This window comes from Cupriavidus sp. USMAA2-4, from assembly GCF_001854305.1.
In the GTDB taxonomy this organism is placed as follows: domain Bacteria; phylum Pseudomonadota; class Gammaproteobacteria; order Burkholderiales; family Burkholderiaceae; genus Cupriavidus; species Cupriavidus malaysiensis.
Window position 1 is genome coordinate 2,569,189 of the sequence record NZ_CP017748.1, and the last position, 14,624, is coordinate 2,583,812.

A 14,624-nucleotide genomic window follows, 5' to 3' on the forward strand; every position below is an offset into this window, starting at 1 on the left:
CCACCTTCCACCCGGAGCGTTCCCGCCATGTTCGGCATCACCGCCTTCCCGCTGTTCGTGGGCGCCGTCTTCCTGCTCAATGTGACGCCGGGGCCGGACACGGCCTACATCGTCGGCCGCAGCGTGGCCCAGGGCCGCGCCGCAGGCGTGATGTCGGCCCTGGGCGTCAGCGCCGGCTGCTGCGTGCATTCGCTTGCCACCGCGTTCGGCCTGACCGCGCTGCTGGCGGCCTCGCCGGCGGCCTTCGGTGTCATCCAGTACGCCGGTGCCGCCTACCTGGTGTGGCTGGGACTGCGCTTGCTGTGGCAACGCCCCGGCGTCGCCGCGCAGGCCGCGCCACCGCCGCGGCGCGGCCTGCGCGGCCTGTTCATGCAGGGCTTCCTGACCAATGTGCTGAACCCCAAGGTCATCCTGTTCTTCGTTTCCTTCTTCCCGCAGTTCGTCGATGCGCGTGCCGGCCACCAGGCTGCCGCCTTCCTGCTGCTGGGCGCGGTGATGGTGCTGATGTCGACCGCCTGGAACACGCTGGTGGCCTGGCTGGCGGGCACGCTGACGCGGCGTGCCGGCCGCATGCCGCGGCTGAAGTGCTGGCTGGACCGCACCGTGGGCACCGCCTTCATCGCCCTGGGCGCCCGCCTGGCCATGATGCAGCGCTGAGCCGCCGCCGGCACGGCATCCTGGCCGGCACCACCGGCCCCAATTGAATTCCGTCCGTCCGCCATCATCTAAGATAAGCACGCCGGCCACGCCGGCGCCGACTGCAACGACAGGAGCGCATGACAATGTTCAACTGGGTCAAGACCTTCATGCTGATGGCGGCGATCACGGCGCTGTTCATCGTCATCGGCGGCATGATCGGCGGTCGCAACGGCATGATGTTCGCGCTGTTGATGGCGCTGGGCATGAACTTCTTCTCCTACTGGTTCTCGGACAAGATGGTCCTGCGCATGTACAACGCGCAGGAAGTCGACGCCGGCACCGCACCGCAGTTCTACGGCATGGTGCAGGAACTGGCGCAGCGCGCCGGCCTGCCGATGCCGCGTGTCTACCTGATCAACGAGGACGCCCCCAACGCCTTCGCCACCGGGCGCAATCCGGAACACGCGGCCGTGGCCGCCACCACCGGCATCCTGCGCGTGCTGTCGGAGCGCGAGCTGCGCGGCGTGATGGCGCACGAGCTGGCCCATGTGCGCCATCGCGACATCCTCACTTCGACCATCGCCGCGACCATGGCCGGCGCGATCTCGGCCCTGGCCAACTTCGCCATGTTCTTCGGCGGCCGCGACGAGAACGGCAACCGCAGCAACCCGATCGCCGCCATTGCCGTGGCCATCCTGGCACCGCTGGCTGCCTCGCTGATCCAGATGGCGATCTCGCGCGCCCGCGAATTCGAAGCCGACCGCGGCGGCGCCGAGATCAGCGGCGATCCGCAGGCGCTGGCCAGCGCGCTCGACAAGATCCACCGCTACGCGCAGGGCATCCCGTTCCAGGCGGCCGAGGAACACCCGGCCACGGCGCAGATGATGATCATGAACCCGCTCTCGGCCGGTGGCATCGCCAACCTGTTCTCGACCCACCCGGCCACCGAGGAGCGCATCGCGCGCCTGATGCAGATGGCCCGCACCGGCACCTATCCGGCCTGAGCGCGGCCGTCGCGGCCGCGAAAACGGCAAGCGGCCCCGCATCCGGGGTAAACTGCCCGCCTCGTTCCCACCCGAACCGGCGGGTTCGTTCCTTCTGGGCGGCGCCGCCGCCTCCGTGCCCCTGATCGGTTTCCGTTTTCCATGCGCCTGCCACCCGACTCCCTCGCCTTCCAGATGCTTGCCGCCGCCGCCGCCGTGCGCGGCGTGAACGAGGGCAGCGCGCTGCCGCAGGCCATCGAGGCCGCCGCCGCGCAATACCACCTCGAGCGCGACGGTGCCACGCGCGGCGCCCTGCAGGATCTCGCCTACCGCACCGTGCGCCAGTTCGGCACCGTGCGCGCGCTGGTCACCCATCTGGTGGCGCGCCCGCCTGGCGCGCTGGTCGACTCCCTGCTCGCGGTGGCGCTGGCGCTGCTGCTCGACGGCGAGGCCGACGGTGCCGAACAGGACAGCGCGGGCAAGCCCGGCCGCAGCGGCTACAACAGCTTCACGGTGGTGGACCAGGCCGTCAGCGCGGCCGCTTCGGAACCCAAGAGCGCCCATGCGCGCGGCCTCGTCAATGCAGTGCTGCGCCGATTCCTGCGCGAACGGCGTGCCCTGCTGCAGTCGGTGCAGCGCGACGAGCAGGCGCGCTGGAACCTGCCGTCCTGGTGGCTGCGCACGCTGCGCGAGGCCTATCCGCAGCAGTGGGAAGCGCTGGCCGCCAGCGCCAACGTGCGCCCGCCGATGACCCTGCGCGTCAATACCGCGCGCGTGCCGGTGGCCGACTACCTGACTCGCCTGGCCAATGCCGGCCTGGCCGGCAAGGCCATCGGGCCCCAGGCCGTGCGGCTGGTGCGCGCCTTCCCGGTATCGCAGATCCCGGGCTTCACCCGCGGCGACGTGTCGGTGCAGGATGCCGGCGCCCAGCTGGCGGCACCGCTGCTCGAAGTGGCCGACGGCATGCGTGTGCTCGACGCCTGCGCGGCGCCGGGCGGCAAGACCGGGCACCTGCTGGAACTGGCCCGGCTCGACGTGACGGCGCTGGAGAGCGACGCCAAGCGCGCCGAGCGCATCCACGAGAACCTGGCCCGCCTGGGCCAGCAGGCCGAGGTCGTGGTCGGCGATGCGAGCCGTCCCGCAGACTGGTGGGACGGCCGCCAGTACGACCGCATCCTGGCCGACGTGCCATGCTCGGCCTCGGGTATCGTGCGCCGCCACCCGGACATCCGCTGGCTGCGCCGCGAGGTCGATATCGCTCGCCTGGTCAATGAGCAGCGCCGCATCGTGTCGCAACTGTGGCCGCTGCTCAAGCCGGGCGGCATCTTGCTCTATGTGACCTGTTCTATTTTCCCAACGGAGGGAGAAGAGCAGGCGCGCTGGTTTGGTGCGCAACTGCCAGATGCGATACGATTGCAGGCACCCGGCCAGATCCTGCCCTCGACCGGGCACCACGACGGGGCACCAGGCCAGGCCAGCCTGCCATCGGACCACGATGGATTTTTCTACGCCCGCTTCCAGAAACGACTCTGACCCGATCCGATGCCGAGCACGCTTCGCTTGTCCGTCCTCCCGGCCCTTGGCGACAATGCGCGTGCGTCCTCTGCTCTCCACGGCGGCCGCGCCGCGCTGTGGCGCGCCCTGCTGCGGACGGCACGGCAGGCGGGCCTGGCACTGCTGCTGGCACTGCTGCCGGTGCTGACGCAAGCCGACGTGATCGAAGCCAGCGACGCGCGCATCGATTACCAGGACGGCGGCTTCGAACTGGCCGCCAATTTCGAATTCGACCTGCCGGCGCCGCTCGAGGACGCCCTGAACAAGGGCATCTCCCTGTATTTCGTCGTCGACTTCCAGCTCAGCCGGCCGCGCTGGTACTGGTTCGATGAGAAGCCGGTCAACACCAGCCGCAACATCCGCCTGTCCTATCATCCGCTTACGCGCCAGTACCGCATCTCCACCGGCGGCCTGCAACTGCCGTTCACACGTTTGAAGGCCGCGCTGCAGTTCATCCAGCGCGTGCGCGGCTGGCGCGTGTTCGAGCGCAATGCGGTCAGGCTGGGCGAGACCTACCAGGCCGAGGTGCGCATGCGGCTGGACCTGACCCAATTGCCCAAACCCTTCCAGATCAATGCGGTCAATACGCGCGACTGGAACCTGGCTTCCGACTGGCGCCGCTTCAACTACACGGTGCCCACCGAACTGAACGCCGCGCCGCCGGCTTCCGTGCCCGGTGCCGCGCCAGCGCCCGCGCTGCCGGTGCCGGCTCCGGCAGCGCCCGCCGCATCGGCCACCGTCTCGGGCGGCGAGACGCGCGCCCAGCCGCTGTCGCAGACGGTCTCCACAGCGCTGTCGCCGGCGCTGCTGGTCCAGCCTCCCGCGCAGAGCCAGCCATGAACAGCTTGTGGGACAGCAAGTTCCGCCGCGTGCTCTACCGCATCGTGGCGGCGGTGATCGTCTTCCTCGCGCTGGTGCTGGTGGGCCTGCTGATCGGCGCCTCGGGCAACACGGAATTCTTCGATCGCTACTTCACGCTGCTGTTCAAGATCAACCTGGTGATCGGCGTGCTGCTGGTGGCGATCATCGGCGCGCTCGCGCTGACGCTGTGGATCCGCTACCGCCGCGGCAAGTTCGGCACGCGGCTGATGACCAAGCTGGCGGTCTTCTTCGGCGTGGTCGGCGTGCTGCCGGGCGTGCTGATCTACCTGGTGTCGCTGCAGTTCGTCTCGCGCAGCATCGAGTCCTGGTTCGACGTGCGGGTGGAGACCGCGCTGGAAGCCGGCCTCAACCTGGGCCGCTCCACCATCGACAGCGCGCTGGCCGACCTGCAGGGCAAGGCACGGCAGATGGCGGACCAGTTGACCGGCTCGGCCTCGATGGCCACCTCGCTGCAGCTCAACCGCCTGCGCGAGCAGTACGGCGTGCGCGAGGCCGCCATCTTCACCGGCAGCGGGCGGGTGATCGCCACCGCCTCCAACAACTACGCCTCGCTCGTGCCCGACCTGCCCTCCGGCATGCTGGCCGAGCAGGCCCGCCTGGCCGGCGGCTATGCGGCGGTGGAAGGTGGCAGCGATGCGTCCTCGAAAGATGACGAGAGCGACCACCTCTACGTGCTGCGCGTGATCATTCCGCTGGGCAGCGCGCCGGTCAGTGCGATCGGCACGGACAGTGCGCAGGCCGACACGCCGGCCGCCGGACCGGCGCGCAAGCCTGGACGCTGGGCCGGTTCCGGACTGTCGGTGGAACGCCGGCCGGAAGACCTGCCGGCGACCGGCTTCGGCCTGACCGGCGACACCGTGCGCGAGGAACGCTACCTGCAGGTGCTGCAACCGGTGCCGACCGTGCTGGCGCGCAATGCCGACGAGGTCCAGCGCGCCTACCAGGAGTACCAGGAGAAAGCGCTCGGACGCACCGGCCTGCGCAAGATGTATATCGGCACGCTGACGCTGACCTTGTTCCTGGCCGTGTTCATCGCCGTGATGCTGGCCCTGCTGCTGGGCGGCCAGCTCGCGCGCCCGCTGCTGATGCTGCTGCAGGGGACCAAGGAAGTGGCCGAGGGCGACCTCTCACCCAAGCGCGAGCTGAAGAGTCGTGACGAACTCGGCATGCTGACCCAGCAGTTCAACCTGATGACACGTCAGTTGTCGGAGGCGCGCATCGCCGTGGAGCAGAACCGCTCGGCGCTGGAGCGCTCGAAGGTCTTCCTCGAGAGCGTGCTGCAGAACCTGACCGCGGGCGTGCTGGTGTTCGGCCGGCGCTTCGAGCTGATCACCGCCAACCCGGGCGCGGAGCGCATCTTCGGCCAGACCTTCGCCACCGCCCTCGGCCACCCGATCGAACAGATCCCGGGACTCGGCAACTTCGGCGAGATCGTGCGGCAGGCCTTCACCGAGCAGAGCACCAGCGAGATGCTGGGCGGCGCCGAGCACTGGCAGAAACAGATCGAACTGCCGCACGCCGACGACGAGCAGAGCCTGACCCTGCTGGTGCGCGGCGCGCGCCTGCCCGGGCGCGGCGACAGCGGTGACGAGCCTGGCTTCGTGGTGGTGTTCGACGACATCTCGGATGTGATTTCGGCTCAACGCTCGGTCGCCTGGGGCGAGGTCGCGCGGCGGCTCGCGCACGAGATCAAGAACCCGCTCACACCGATCCAGCTGTCGGCCGAGCGACTGCAGATGAAGCTGACACCCAAGCTCGATGTGCCGGATGCCGAGGTGCTCAAGCGGGGTGCCGCCACCATCGTCAACCAGGTCGCCGCGATGAAGCGCATGGTCGACGACTTCCGCGACTATGCACGCACGCCGCCGGCCATGCTGCAGTCACTGCAACTGAACGGCCTGGTGGCCGACGTGCTGCACCTGTACGGCATCGACGATCCCTCCGTGCAGGACCACGCGGTGATTCATCCGTCGCTGGCGCAGGATCTGCCGGCCATCAAGGGCGACCCGACCCAGTTGCGCCAGGTGATCCACAACCTGCTGCAGAATGCACAGGACGCCGTGGCGGAGAACCTGGCCGGGGCTAGGGCCGAGCCCCATATCACTCTGAACACCGAGACGGTAGAATACAAAGATTCTGCCGGCGAAGACCGGCAGGCTGTCAAGCTCAGCATCGCCGACAACGGTCCCGGTTTCGCTCCGCGCATCCTCAGCCGCGCGTTCGAACCTTATGTGACCACCAAGGCCAAAGGCACGGGCCTCGGCCTGGCGATGGTGAAGAAGATCATCGATGAACATGGCGCGCGCATCGAGCTGCGCAATCGCATGGAAGGCACCGAGATCGTCGGTGCACAGATCTCGATCCTGTTCGTTAAACTGGCATAGTCAATGTTGCTGTCCCATGCGCAAGATGCGGTGGCGGGGTTAAGAGGGGAAGTATGGCAACCATCCTCGTAGTCGATGATGAAATGGGTATCCGGGAGCTGCTCTCGGAGATCCTCAGCGACGAAGGCCATGTCGTGGAAGTGGCGGAGAACGCGCAGAAGGCGCGCGAGTACCGCGCGGGCAATACACCCGACCTCGTGCTGCTCGACATCTGGATGCCCGACACCGATGGTGTCACGCTGCTCAAGGAGTGGTCGGCCCAGGGCCTGCTCACCATGCCCGTGATCATGATGTCGGGCCATGCCACGATCGATACCGCGGTCGAAGCCACCAAGATCGGCGCGCTCAATTTCCTCGAGAAACCGATCGCGCTGCAGAAGCTGCTGACCGCCGTGCAGCAGGGCCTGGCCCGCGGCATCGAGCGCGCGTCCGCGCCCGCTCCCAGCGCCGGCACCGCGGCGGCCGCCCAGGCCGCGGCCCAGGGCATGGCACCCGAGGCCGCCATCGAGGCACCCGCCAACGGCAGCCCGCAACGCCTGCCCGAGGCCGAGATGCAGTTCTCCTTCGACATGCCGCTGCGCGAAGCGCGCGACCTGTTCGAGCGCGCCTATTTCGAATACCACCTGCTGCGCGAACACGGCAGCATGACGCGCGTAGCCGAGAAGACCGGGCTGGAACGCACCCACCTGTATCGCAAGCTGAAGCAGCTCGGCGTCGAGCTGAGCCGCAACAAGCCGGAGCCGGCTGAACAGTAATGCGAAAAACCGCTTGACGTGTTGTTTTCGCGCTGCTATAGTTTTGCTTCTTTGTTGGCCCGGTAGCTCAGTCGGTAGAGCAGAGGATTGAAAATCCTTGTGTCGGCGGTTCGATTCCGTCCCAGGCCACCAGGTTTGCTGAGAAACGGAGGCTTCGGCCTCCGTTTTTCTTTGGTGCCCTCGCCTCGATGCGGCGGCAGACTGTTCAGGCAGGCCTGTCGGCCCGCGCGCTACAGCTCCTGCAGGCGCTGCGGCAATTCCCGCATCATGGCCTCACGTGCGCGCAGGCCGGGGCTGCCTTTCTCTTCCCTGTCTTCCCGCGTCAGCCTGGCGAAGACCACGCTGCGCCCGTCCGCACGGGTCGCCCAGCCCACGAACCAGCCGATCGCCTCGAAACGCCCGACAGCGCCATCACCGGGCCTCCAGTTCCACGCCCCCGTCTTGCCGTGCAGCTCCCACCCACCGGGCAGGCTGCCCAGCGCCGTGATGCGCGCTGTCATCTGGTAGGCCTGCTGGTTGACCGGCAGGGCACGGCGGACCAGCTTGCCGAGGAAATCGAGCTGTTCGAGCGGACTGATCTGCAGCGAGGAGCCGAGCCAGGCCTGCGTCAGCCCGTCGGGCTTGCGCGCATCGCCGCGGACGTCGCCATTGCCGTAGCCGAAGGCCTGCACGTAGCGCGCGAATCGTGCCGCGCCGAGCTGCTGAGTGACCTGCTGCGAGTACCACACCACGGAGTCGCGCATCCACATCTGCGGATCGACGGTCTGGCGCCACGCCGGGTTCCAGTCGGTATAGCCCTCGCGGAAGGGCAGCGCAGGACTGTGCTCGTCGTGCAGGACCCCGGCGTCGAAGCCCATCAGGGCGATCGGGATCTTGAAGGTCGAGGCAGGGCTGGTGCGCTGGTCGCAGCGGCCTTCCTGCACCAGCACCTGGCCGGTGGCGGCATCGGCCAGCGCGGTGCACAGGACCTCGGCGCGTGCCGCATGGGTGAAGACGGCCGCGCCCAGCGCGGCGAAGATCGTTAAGGTTCTCAAGTCGGACTCCTGCTTGGATAGCGTTCGGGACAGAGGCCAGGCCTGGCGCACGAGGCGCAGCATAGGAGGCCCTGCGGCGAAGCGCCAAGCGCGCGCACCGTAACCGGCGTAACCCTGCCGGCCGCAGCGGCATCCCGGGGCAGCTGAACTCAGATCTAAGCATCTTCTACTTGGCGGCCGTTAGCCTGGAGGCTAGCCTGGTCCACTGCGCCAGGCAGATGGGTACAGCCGGCTGCCGACAACACATCGTGAGGGAAGGTCCCGAGCAATCCGGCAACCGCGTCTTTTCAAAGGTCACAGGCATTCATGGGAAACACGGGCAAGGGATGGCCGCACGATGCCGAGACGCACGAGCGCGGCATCTGGCGCACCACCATCGCGGCAGCGAGCCAGGCGCTCGATGCCGCCACGCGCATCCAGCAGACGGTCGGCGTCGCGCTCAAGCTGCAGAACAAGGTCCGCGAACTGCGCGCGCAGTTGCACGAGACCCGCACCCAGCGCGACCACTATCGCGCCCGGCTCGAGGCCGCACAGCGGGCGCTGCGCATGGCGCGCGAGCAGGAACAGGACGGCGCGGCCGAGGCCAGCCGGCTGCGCGCCGACGGTGAGTCGCTGCAGATGCGCCATCGCGCCTACAAGCTGCTGATCGACCATTACGCGCGCCTGGGCCTGCCGATCGATCCGGTGGTGTTCTCCGGCCAGCGCCGGCGCGTGCTCCAGCACATCCTCTACCAGCGCCGCAAGGGCGTGCCGCTGGCCGAGATCGGCGCCAAGGACATCGCCTTCCTGCTGCGCTGACGGCCGCACGCCGGCAGATTCGATACGCAGGGTTCATTCACAAGCGCCTGGCGGCGCCTTGATCGGGTCGCGTGGAGGCGGAACACTGCGCGCTCCCGCGTCCATCATCGAGCCACCGCCATGTCCCTCGCCGCCATGCCCCTCGCCGCTTTGCCATCCTCCTCGCCGGCACGCGCCGTCGCCGCCTGCCGCGCGGCCGTCCTGCCGTGAGCACGCTGGCGCGGCGGCTGGCCGCGGAAGGCCTGGGCACAGCGCTGCTGGTCGCGGCCGTGGTCGGCTCGGGCATCCATGCACGCAACCTGGCCGGCGACAACACCGCGCTGGCGCTGCTGGCCAATTCGCTGGCCTCGGGCGGCGCCCTGGTGGCGCTGCTGCTGGCGCTCGAACCGGTGTCGGGCGGCCACCTGAACCCGGCGGTCAGCCTGTCGGCACTGGTGCGCGGCGCCCTCTCTGCGCGTGACGCGCTGTGCTATGCCCTGCTGCAGCTGGGTGGCGGCATCGCCGGCGTGATGGCCGCACACGCCATGTTCGGCGCGCCGCTGCTCGCCTGGTCGACGCAGGCACGCACCGGCGCGCCGATGTGGTGGAGCGAGTTCGTCGCCACCTTCGGCCTGATCGGCGTGGCGATGGGCACCGCGCGCAGCCGGCCCGCGCTGGTGCCGCTGGTGGTGGCGGCCTACATCATGGCCGGCTACTGGTTCACGGCATCCAGCGCCTTCGCCAACCCGGCGCTGACGCTGGCATGCGCGCTCACCGCAGGCTTCTCCGGCATCCGCGCGGCCGACGTGCCCGCCTTCGTGCTGGCGCAGCTGGCGGGCGCCCTGAGCGCGACGCTGGTGTTCGACTGGCTGTGCGCCGCGTCGGCGGGCCACCCGGCACCAGGCACGGCACCAGGCGCGACATCAAGCACGGCACGGCACATGGCCGCACGCCCGGTTACCAGCTCCGATTGAGCTGGATGCCGAATACCGATCCCGAGTTCTGCGAGGTCCAGGCATCGGCCGGCGCGGTGAAGGCGATGCCGTCGACATCGGTCGCGCGGCTGTAGGTATAGAAGGCGCGCAGGTTGGCATTGCCGGCCCCCTTGCCCAGCGTCAGTGTGGGGGCAATGGTCAGCGCGGTGCGTTGCCCGGCCACGCCGAAGCCCGACGAGATCTGGTCGTGCGCCACCTCGAAGGCGAGCTTGAAGCGATCGCTGGCCACGTAGGCGGGCCGCACCCGCGTAGCGGTCCATTGCAGCAGGCCGACCGGCGAGCGGTCGAACTGCAGGCTGGACTCCACCGAGCCCGCCAGGCCGAGGCCGTCGGCACGCTTCCATTCGAGCGATTCCGCCATGCGCACGCGCGACAGCGCGGGCCCCATGCCGCTGTAGCCGGTCATGGCGGTACGCGCGCCTTCACCGAACTGCAGGCCCAGGCGGTTGGTGCCGGCCAGCACGCCCTTCTGTTCGTGCATGGCCGAGGCCCACCAGGCGCCGCCGGTCGCCTGTACCAGCGGCTGCGCTTCGACGTGGGTGAAGCCGAGCTGGACCGAACCCTGCTCGTTGGTGGCAATCGGCCCGGTCCGCACCGAGTGGTAGCTGGGCAGGCTCTGCCCGCCGATATCGTTGCGCGTCGTGTACTGGTAGTTGAGGCCGATATCGCCGAAGCGCGCATTGTCGACGCCGAAACGCATGGCCGGGGAGTTCGGCGGCAGCAGGCCGGACGACATCAGGAACGGCGACTCCTCGCGCCGCCCAGCCCACATGGTGGCGCCGTCCAGCACGGAAAGGCCGCTGACCGCGGTATAGATCTGCGGCAGCAACTGATAGGGGTCGACGGCGACGGGACGCCCGTTGATGGTCGTCACGTCGGTACCCTTGGCCTTGGCGACCACCTCGACCTGCGCACCGCCGTCGAGCGAGAACAGCGCTTCCTTCACGTTGACCTGGCCCGTGCTCTTGCAGGCCAGGCCGTGGCCGATGCCGGTGGACAGCGATCCGCCGGCGCATGCGTGCAGGGTCGCGATGCCATCCTCGATGGCGGCCCGCCCGCTGTAGCTCAAGCGCCAGACCGACTCCTCGGCGGGATCCTGCTCCGGGATCTGCGAGCGCAGGACCGGGGGAGCGGTGTCCACTTCGCCGGTGCCGGCGGCCGCAGCCTGCGCCGCGTCCTGTGCGGTGGGGACGCCGGCGGCCACGGCGGGAACCGGAGCGCCATCGGTCTCGGGCGCAGTTGTGGCAGCCGTGGAGGCCGCGGCCGGCCGGTCCGGCGACCCGGCAGCGGCCGGATCCGTTGCGGCGGCGGCAGGATCGACCGCCACGGTCGCAGCGGGGGGCGGAGGCGGGGGGAGCGGACGCTCAGGCAGGAATTCACCAAGGCGCTTCGGGAACAACACCACCGGCGGCGGCGGTGGCGGCGGTGGCGGAGCCGGAGCCACCGCGGCACTCGCTGCATCCGCCGCTTGGGCGGCTTCCTGCGCGGGCTGCGGCCCGGGTTGTGGCGCGGGCTGTGCGACGGCATCGCTGCCGGCAGCGACAGCTGGCGCAGCAGACGCCCCGGCTGCTACGCCAGCAGGCGTGGCCGCATCGGCGGACGCCTGCGATGCCCCGCTGCCTTGCGCCTGCAAGAGCTGGGAGAGCGGATCCGGCGCGGTCGCCGCGGCAGCGCGGGCGGCCGGTTCGGGAAGCGGCTTGGCAGCATCCACACTGGCCGGCGCCGGGGGTGCCGCCGGAGATGCGGAAGGGCGCGGCGGCGCATCGGCCGTGCCGAGCAGGGCAGCGAGCGGATCCGCGTCCGCTGACGCGCCTGCCACCCCGGCTGCTGCCGGCGCCACCTGTGCGCAGGCGCCCACGCTGTGGACGGCCAGCGCAACCGCGCACAGGCGCAGGATCGCGGGTCGGCGGAAGCAGGGAGGCGGAAAGGAAGGCATGCTGCAGAATGGCCGGCGGCGCGGGACCGGCAGGTCGAAGGTTGTATCAGCCGTCCGATTGGACAGCAAGCCGGGTTACAAAATCCATCGCTCCGTGGACTTCTCATGATGCGGAACGCTGCCGGCAGGACACCGTGGGGTGGCGCCGGGGACAGCTGTTGTTCGACGATTTCCTAGCGAAAACCCGGACGTGGGAAGGCCTCCGTGGCGAAAGGGCCACCGCTATAATCGATCGGCTTGCCTTATGGGCCGGACATATTGCGCGTCCGACATTGTCGCAGACAGCCCCGATGGCGCCAGCGATGGTGCCGTTGTCCGCCCGGGGCAGGGCCGGTGCGACGCGCCCGCGCCACCGGTCTTGAAAGCGCCATGGCAGCGCCGACGCGCGCTGCCCCCGCCGGCGCACCATATCGATAAAAGACGAGGAGAACCCAATGGAACGTCGTTCCTTCCTGTTGAAAGCTTCGGCCGCCGCGGCCGCCGGCGCACTGGCCGCCTGCGGCAAGGAAGAGAAGCCCGCCGCCACCAATGCGCCCGCGGCGCCGGCAGTGGTCGGCAGCAACCCTGCCGTGGAATGGCGCCTGGCCTCGAGCTTCCCGAAGTCGCTGGACACCATCTTCGGCGGTGCCGAGACGCTGTCGACACGGGTCAAGGAACTGACCGACGGCAAGTTCAACATCAAGGTCTTCGCCGCGGGCGAGATCGTGCCAGGCCTGCAGGTGCTGGACGCCGTGCAGAACAACACGGTGCAGATCGGCCACACCGCCGGCTACTACTACTTCGGCAAGAACCCGACGCTGTGCTTCGACACCACCATTCCCTTCGGCCTGACCGCGCGCCAGCAGAACGCCTGGATGCTGCAGGGCAACGGCATGAAGCTGATGCGCGAGTTCTTCAAGGACTACAACGTGGTCAACTTCCTGGGCGGCAACACCAATGCCCAGATGGGCGGCTGGTTCCGCAAGGAAATCAAGACCGTGGCCGACCTGCAGGGCCTGAAGTACCGCGTGGCGGGCTTCGCCGGCGTGGTGCTGCAGCGCCTGGGCGTGGTGCCGCAGCAGATCGCCGGCGGCGACATTTACCCGGCACTGGAGAAAGGCACCATCGATGCGGCCGAGTGGGTCGGCCCCTACGATGACGAGAAGCTGGGCTTCTACAAGGTCGCGCCTTACTACTACTATCCGGGCTGGTGGGAGGGCAGCGCGCAGCTGTCCTTCTACGCCTCGGCGTCCGAATACGAGAAGCTGCCGGCGCTGTACAAGCGCGCGCTGGAAACAGCCACCTTCGAGGCGCACACCAACATGATGGCCAAGTACGACACCGTGAACCCGCAAGCGCTGGCCCGCCTGCTGGAGAACGGCGTGAAGCTGCGCCCCTTCTCCAAGGAGATCATGGAGGCCTGCTTCAAGGCGACGCAGGAAGCCTATGCCGACGAATGCGCCAAGAACGCCTCGTTCAAGAAGATCTACGACGACTGGCGCGTGTTCCGCAACAACGAAGCCGCCTGGTTCAATGTAGCCGAGCAGGCCTTCGCCCAGTTCAGCTACGCGCGCAAGCTGTAAGCACGGCAATCGCCGCAGCACATGGAAACGGGGGCCCTGGCCCCCGTTTTTCATGGCCGGCCGGCACCGGCGCCCGGCACGGGAGGCGCCTCCGGCAGGAATCGCCGAGGCCCACTAGAATCTGCCGATCAACCGGATCCACCATGCAAATCGGCATTCTCTACGCACTCCTGGCCTACCTGCTCTGGGGCCTGCTTCCGCTCTACATCAAGACCCTGCAGGGCATCGCTCCCCTGGAAATCCTGCTGCACCGGATGGTGTGGTCATTGGTCTTCCTCGCCCTGGTGCTCAGCTGGCGGCGCAACTGGGCCTGGCTGGGCGCGGCGCTGGGGCGGCCGCGCGTGCTCGCGGTGTTCGCGATCAGCGCGCTGCTGCTGTGCGGCAACTGGTTCACCTACATCTGGTCCGTCGACGCCGGACGCGTGGTCGACGCCAGCCTGGGCTATTTCATCAATCCGCTGGTCAGCGTGTTGCTGGGCGTGCTCTTTCTGCACGAACGGCTGCGTCCGGGCCAGTGGGCTTCGATCGGCCTGGCTGCGGCAGGGGTGGGCTGGCTGACGATCAGCGCCGGCCAGTTGCCCTGGATCGCATTGGTGCTGGCGGGCACCTTCGGCGGCTACGGCCTGCTGCGCAAGATGGCTCCGCTGGGCGCACTGGAAGGCCTGTCGCTCGAAACCCTGCTGCTGTTCCCGCTGGCCGGGCTGGCGCTATGGTACCTGTTCCAGCACGGCCAGGCCGGCTTCGCCGGTGCCGGGACCGGCATGCAGGCGCTGCTGGTGCTGGCCGGCCCGATCACGGCCGTGCCGCTGCTGCTGTTCGCCGCCGGCGCGCGGCGCATCCCGCTGTCGCTGCTGGGCCTGCTGCAGTACACCGGCCCGACGCTGCAGCTGCTGCTGGGCGTCTGGCTGTGGCATGAACCGTTCCCGCCCGCGAAGCAGGTCGGCTTCGGCATGATCTGGCTCTCGCTGGCACTGTATGCGGCCGAGGGCTTCTGGATGGCGCGTCGCTCCATGCCCCGAAAGATCCATGCCACGAATCAAGCAGTGGAAACCCAGCCGGAATAAAATTCATCCGGTGAATCAAAATGGGGCAATTGCAGAAGAATGCCCCCTCCGCTGGGCTT

General features: G+C 68.8%; 12 protein-coding genes and 1 tRNA gene. 11 read left to right on the plus strand and 2 right to left on the minus strand.

All coding sequences use genetic code 11. The features are described 5' to 3' along the window. The first annotated feature begins 27 nt into the window (after nt 1-27). The 7 genes from BKK79_RS11245 (at nt 28) to BKK79_RS11275 (ending at nt 7,329) form a co-directional block, all read left to right on the plus strand. Nucleotides 28-657, plus strand: a complete 630-nt coding sequence (locus tag BKK79_RS11245) for a LysE family translocator (protein WP_071037725.1) — start codon at nt 28-30, stop codon at nt 655-657. A 125-nt stretch (nt 658-782) separates the two neighbouring features. Further along, the gene (gene htpX, locus BKK79_RS11250) at nt 783-1,643 is read left to right on the plus strand and encodes a zinc metalloprotease HtpX (protein WP_071010459.1); all 861 of its coding nucleotides are present in this window, start codon (nt 783-785) and stop codon (nt 1,641-1,643) included. Nucleotides 1,644-1,784: 141 nt separating this feature from the next. Next, nucleotides 1,785-3,155, plus strand: a complete 1,371-nt coding sequence (rsmB, locus tag BKK79_RS11255; protein WP_071010458.1) for a 16S rRNA (cytosine(967)-C(5))-methyltransferase RsmB — start codon at nt 1,785-1,787, stop codon at nt 3,153-3,155. 9 nt (nt 3,156-3,164) lie between these two features. Further along, nucleotides 3,165-4,016: a DUF4390 domain-containing protein gene (locus BKK79_RS11260; protein ID WP_071037726.1), complete on the plus strand. Its 852-nt coding sequence runs from the start codon at nt 3,165-3,167 to the stop codon at nt 4,014-4,016. Beyond that, nucleotides 4,013-6,442, plus strand: coding sequence for a sensor histidine kinase (locus tag BKK79_RS11265; RefSeq protein WP_071010456.1), 2,430 nt, complete (start codon nt 4,013-4,015; stop codon nt 6,440-6,442). Before BKK79_RS11260 ends, BKK79_RS11265 begins: the two co-directional genes overlap by 4 nt. A 53-nt stretch (nt 6,443-6,495) precedes the next feature. Continuing rightward, complete coding sequence (locus BKK79_RS11270; RefSeq protein ID WP_071010455.1) at nt 6,496-7,197, plus strand: response regulator; 702 nt, start codon at nt 6,496-6,498, stop codon at nt 7,195-7,197. A gap of 56 nt (nt 7,198-7,253) precedes the next feature. Beyond that, nucleotides 7,254-7,329: transfer RNA gene (locus BKK79_RS11275), tRNA-Phe, on the plus strand. Nucleotides 7,330-7,427: 98 nt separating this feature from the next. On the opposite strand, the gene blaOXA is transcribed toward BKK79_RS11275, so the two are convergent. Then, nucleotides 7,428-8,294, minus strand: coding sequence for a class D beta-lactamase (gene blaOXA / locus BKK79_RS11280; RefSeq protein ID WP_083383865.1), 867 nt, complete (start codon nt 8,292-8,294; stop codon nt 7,428-7,430). 243 nt (nt 8,295-8,537) lie between these two features. Here blaOXA and BKK79_RS11285 point away from each other — a divergent pair, with 243 nt between their 5' ends. Continuing rightward, nucleotides 8,538-9,029: a hypothetical protein gene (locus tag BKK79_RS11285; protein ID WP_071037727.1), complete on the plus strand. Its 492-nt coding sequence runs from the start codon at nt 8,538-8,540 to the stop codon at nt 9,027-9,029. 206 nt (nt 9,030-9,235) lie between these two features. After that, complete coding sequence (locus tag BKK79_RS11290; protein ID WP_071037728.1) at nt 9,236-9,982, plus strand: aquaporin; 747 nt, start codon at nt 9,236-9,238, stop codon at nt 9,980-9,982. On the opposite strand, the gene BKK79_RS38960 is transcribed toward BKK79_RS11290, so the two are convergent. Next, a complete protein-coding gene (locus BKK79_RS38960) occupies nt 9,966-11,636 on the minus strand; it encodes a carbohydrate porin (RefSeq protein WP_418235887.1) in 1,671 nt (556 codons plus the stop codon). The genes BKK79_RS11290 and BKK79_RS38960 overlap by 17 nt on opposite strands. A 737-nt stretch (nt 11,637-12,373) precedes the next feature. Here BKK79_RS38960 and BKK79_RS11300 point away from each other — a divergent pair. Together BKK79_RS11300 and rarD are read left to right on the plus strand one after the other, a co-directional pair. Further along, entirely contained in the window at nt 12,374-13,501 is a 1,128-nt protein-coding gene (locus tag BKK79_RS11300) for a TRAP transporter substrate-binding protein (RefSeq protein WP_071010451.1), read from the plus strand. 143 nt (nt 13,502-13,644) lie between these two features. Further along, a complete protein-coding gene (gene rarD, locus BKK79_RS11305; protein ID WP_071037729.1) occupies nt 13,645-14,565 on the plus strand; it encodes an EamA family transporter RarD in 921 nt (306 codons plus the stop codon). Nucleotides 14,566-14,624: the final 59 nt, after the last annotated feature.

What these genes read in the sequence shown, in the direction of transcription:
- BKK79_RS11245 (WP_071037725.1), top strand. Translation starts at nt 28, where the DNA reads ATGTTCGGCATCACCGCCTTCCCGCTGTTCGTGGGCGCCGTCTTCCTG.
- htpX (WP_071010459.1), top strand. Translation starts at nt 783, where the DNA reads ATGTTCAACTGGGTCAAGACCTTCATGCTGATGGCGGCGATCACGGCG.
- rsmB (WP_071010458.1), top strand. Translation starts at nt 1,785, where the DNA reads ATGCGCCTGCCACCCGACTCCCTCGCCTTCCAGATGCTTGCCGCCGCC.
- BKK79_RS11260 (WP_071037726.1), top strand. Translation starts at nt 3,165, where the DNA reads ATGCCGAGCACGCTTCGCTTGTCCGTCCTCCCGGCCCTTGGCGACAAT.
- BKK79_RS11265 (WP_071010456.1), top strand. Translation starts at nt 4,013, where the DNA reads ATGAACAGCTTGTGGGACAGCAAGTTCCGCCGCGTGCTCTACCGCATC.
- BKK79_RS11270 (WP_071010455.1), top strand. Translation starts at nt 6,496, where the DNA reads ATGGCAACCATCCTCGTAGTCGATGATGAAATGGGTATCCGGGAGCTG.
- blaOXA (WP_083383865.1), bottom strand. Translation starts at nt 8,294, where the DNA reads ATGCTGCGCCTCGTGCGCCAGGCCTGGCCTCTGTCCCGAACGCTATCC.
- BKK79_RS11285 (WP_071037727.1), top strand. Translation starts at nt 8,538, where the DNA reads ATGGGAAACACGGGCAAGGGATGGCCGCACGATGCCGAGACGCACGAG.
- BKK79_RS11300 (WP_071010451.1), top strand. Translation starts at nt 12,374, where the DNA reads ATGGAACGTCGTTCCTTCCTGTTGAAAGCTTCGGCCGCCGCGGCCGCC.
- rarD (WP_071037729.1), top strand. Translation starts at nt 13,645, where the DNA reads ATGCAAATCGGCATTCTCTACGCACTCCTGGCCTACCTGCTCTGGGGC.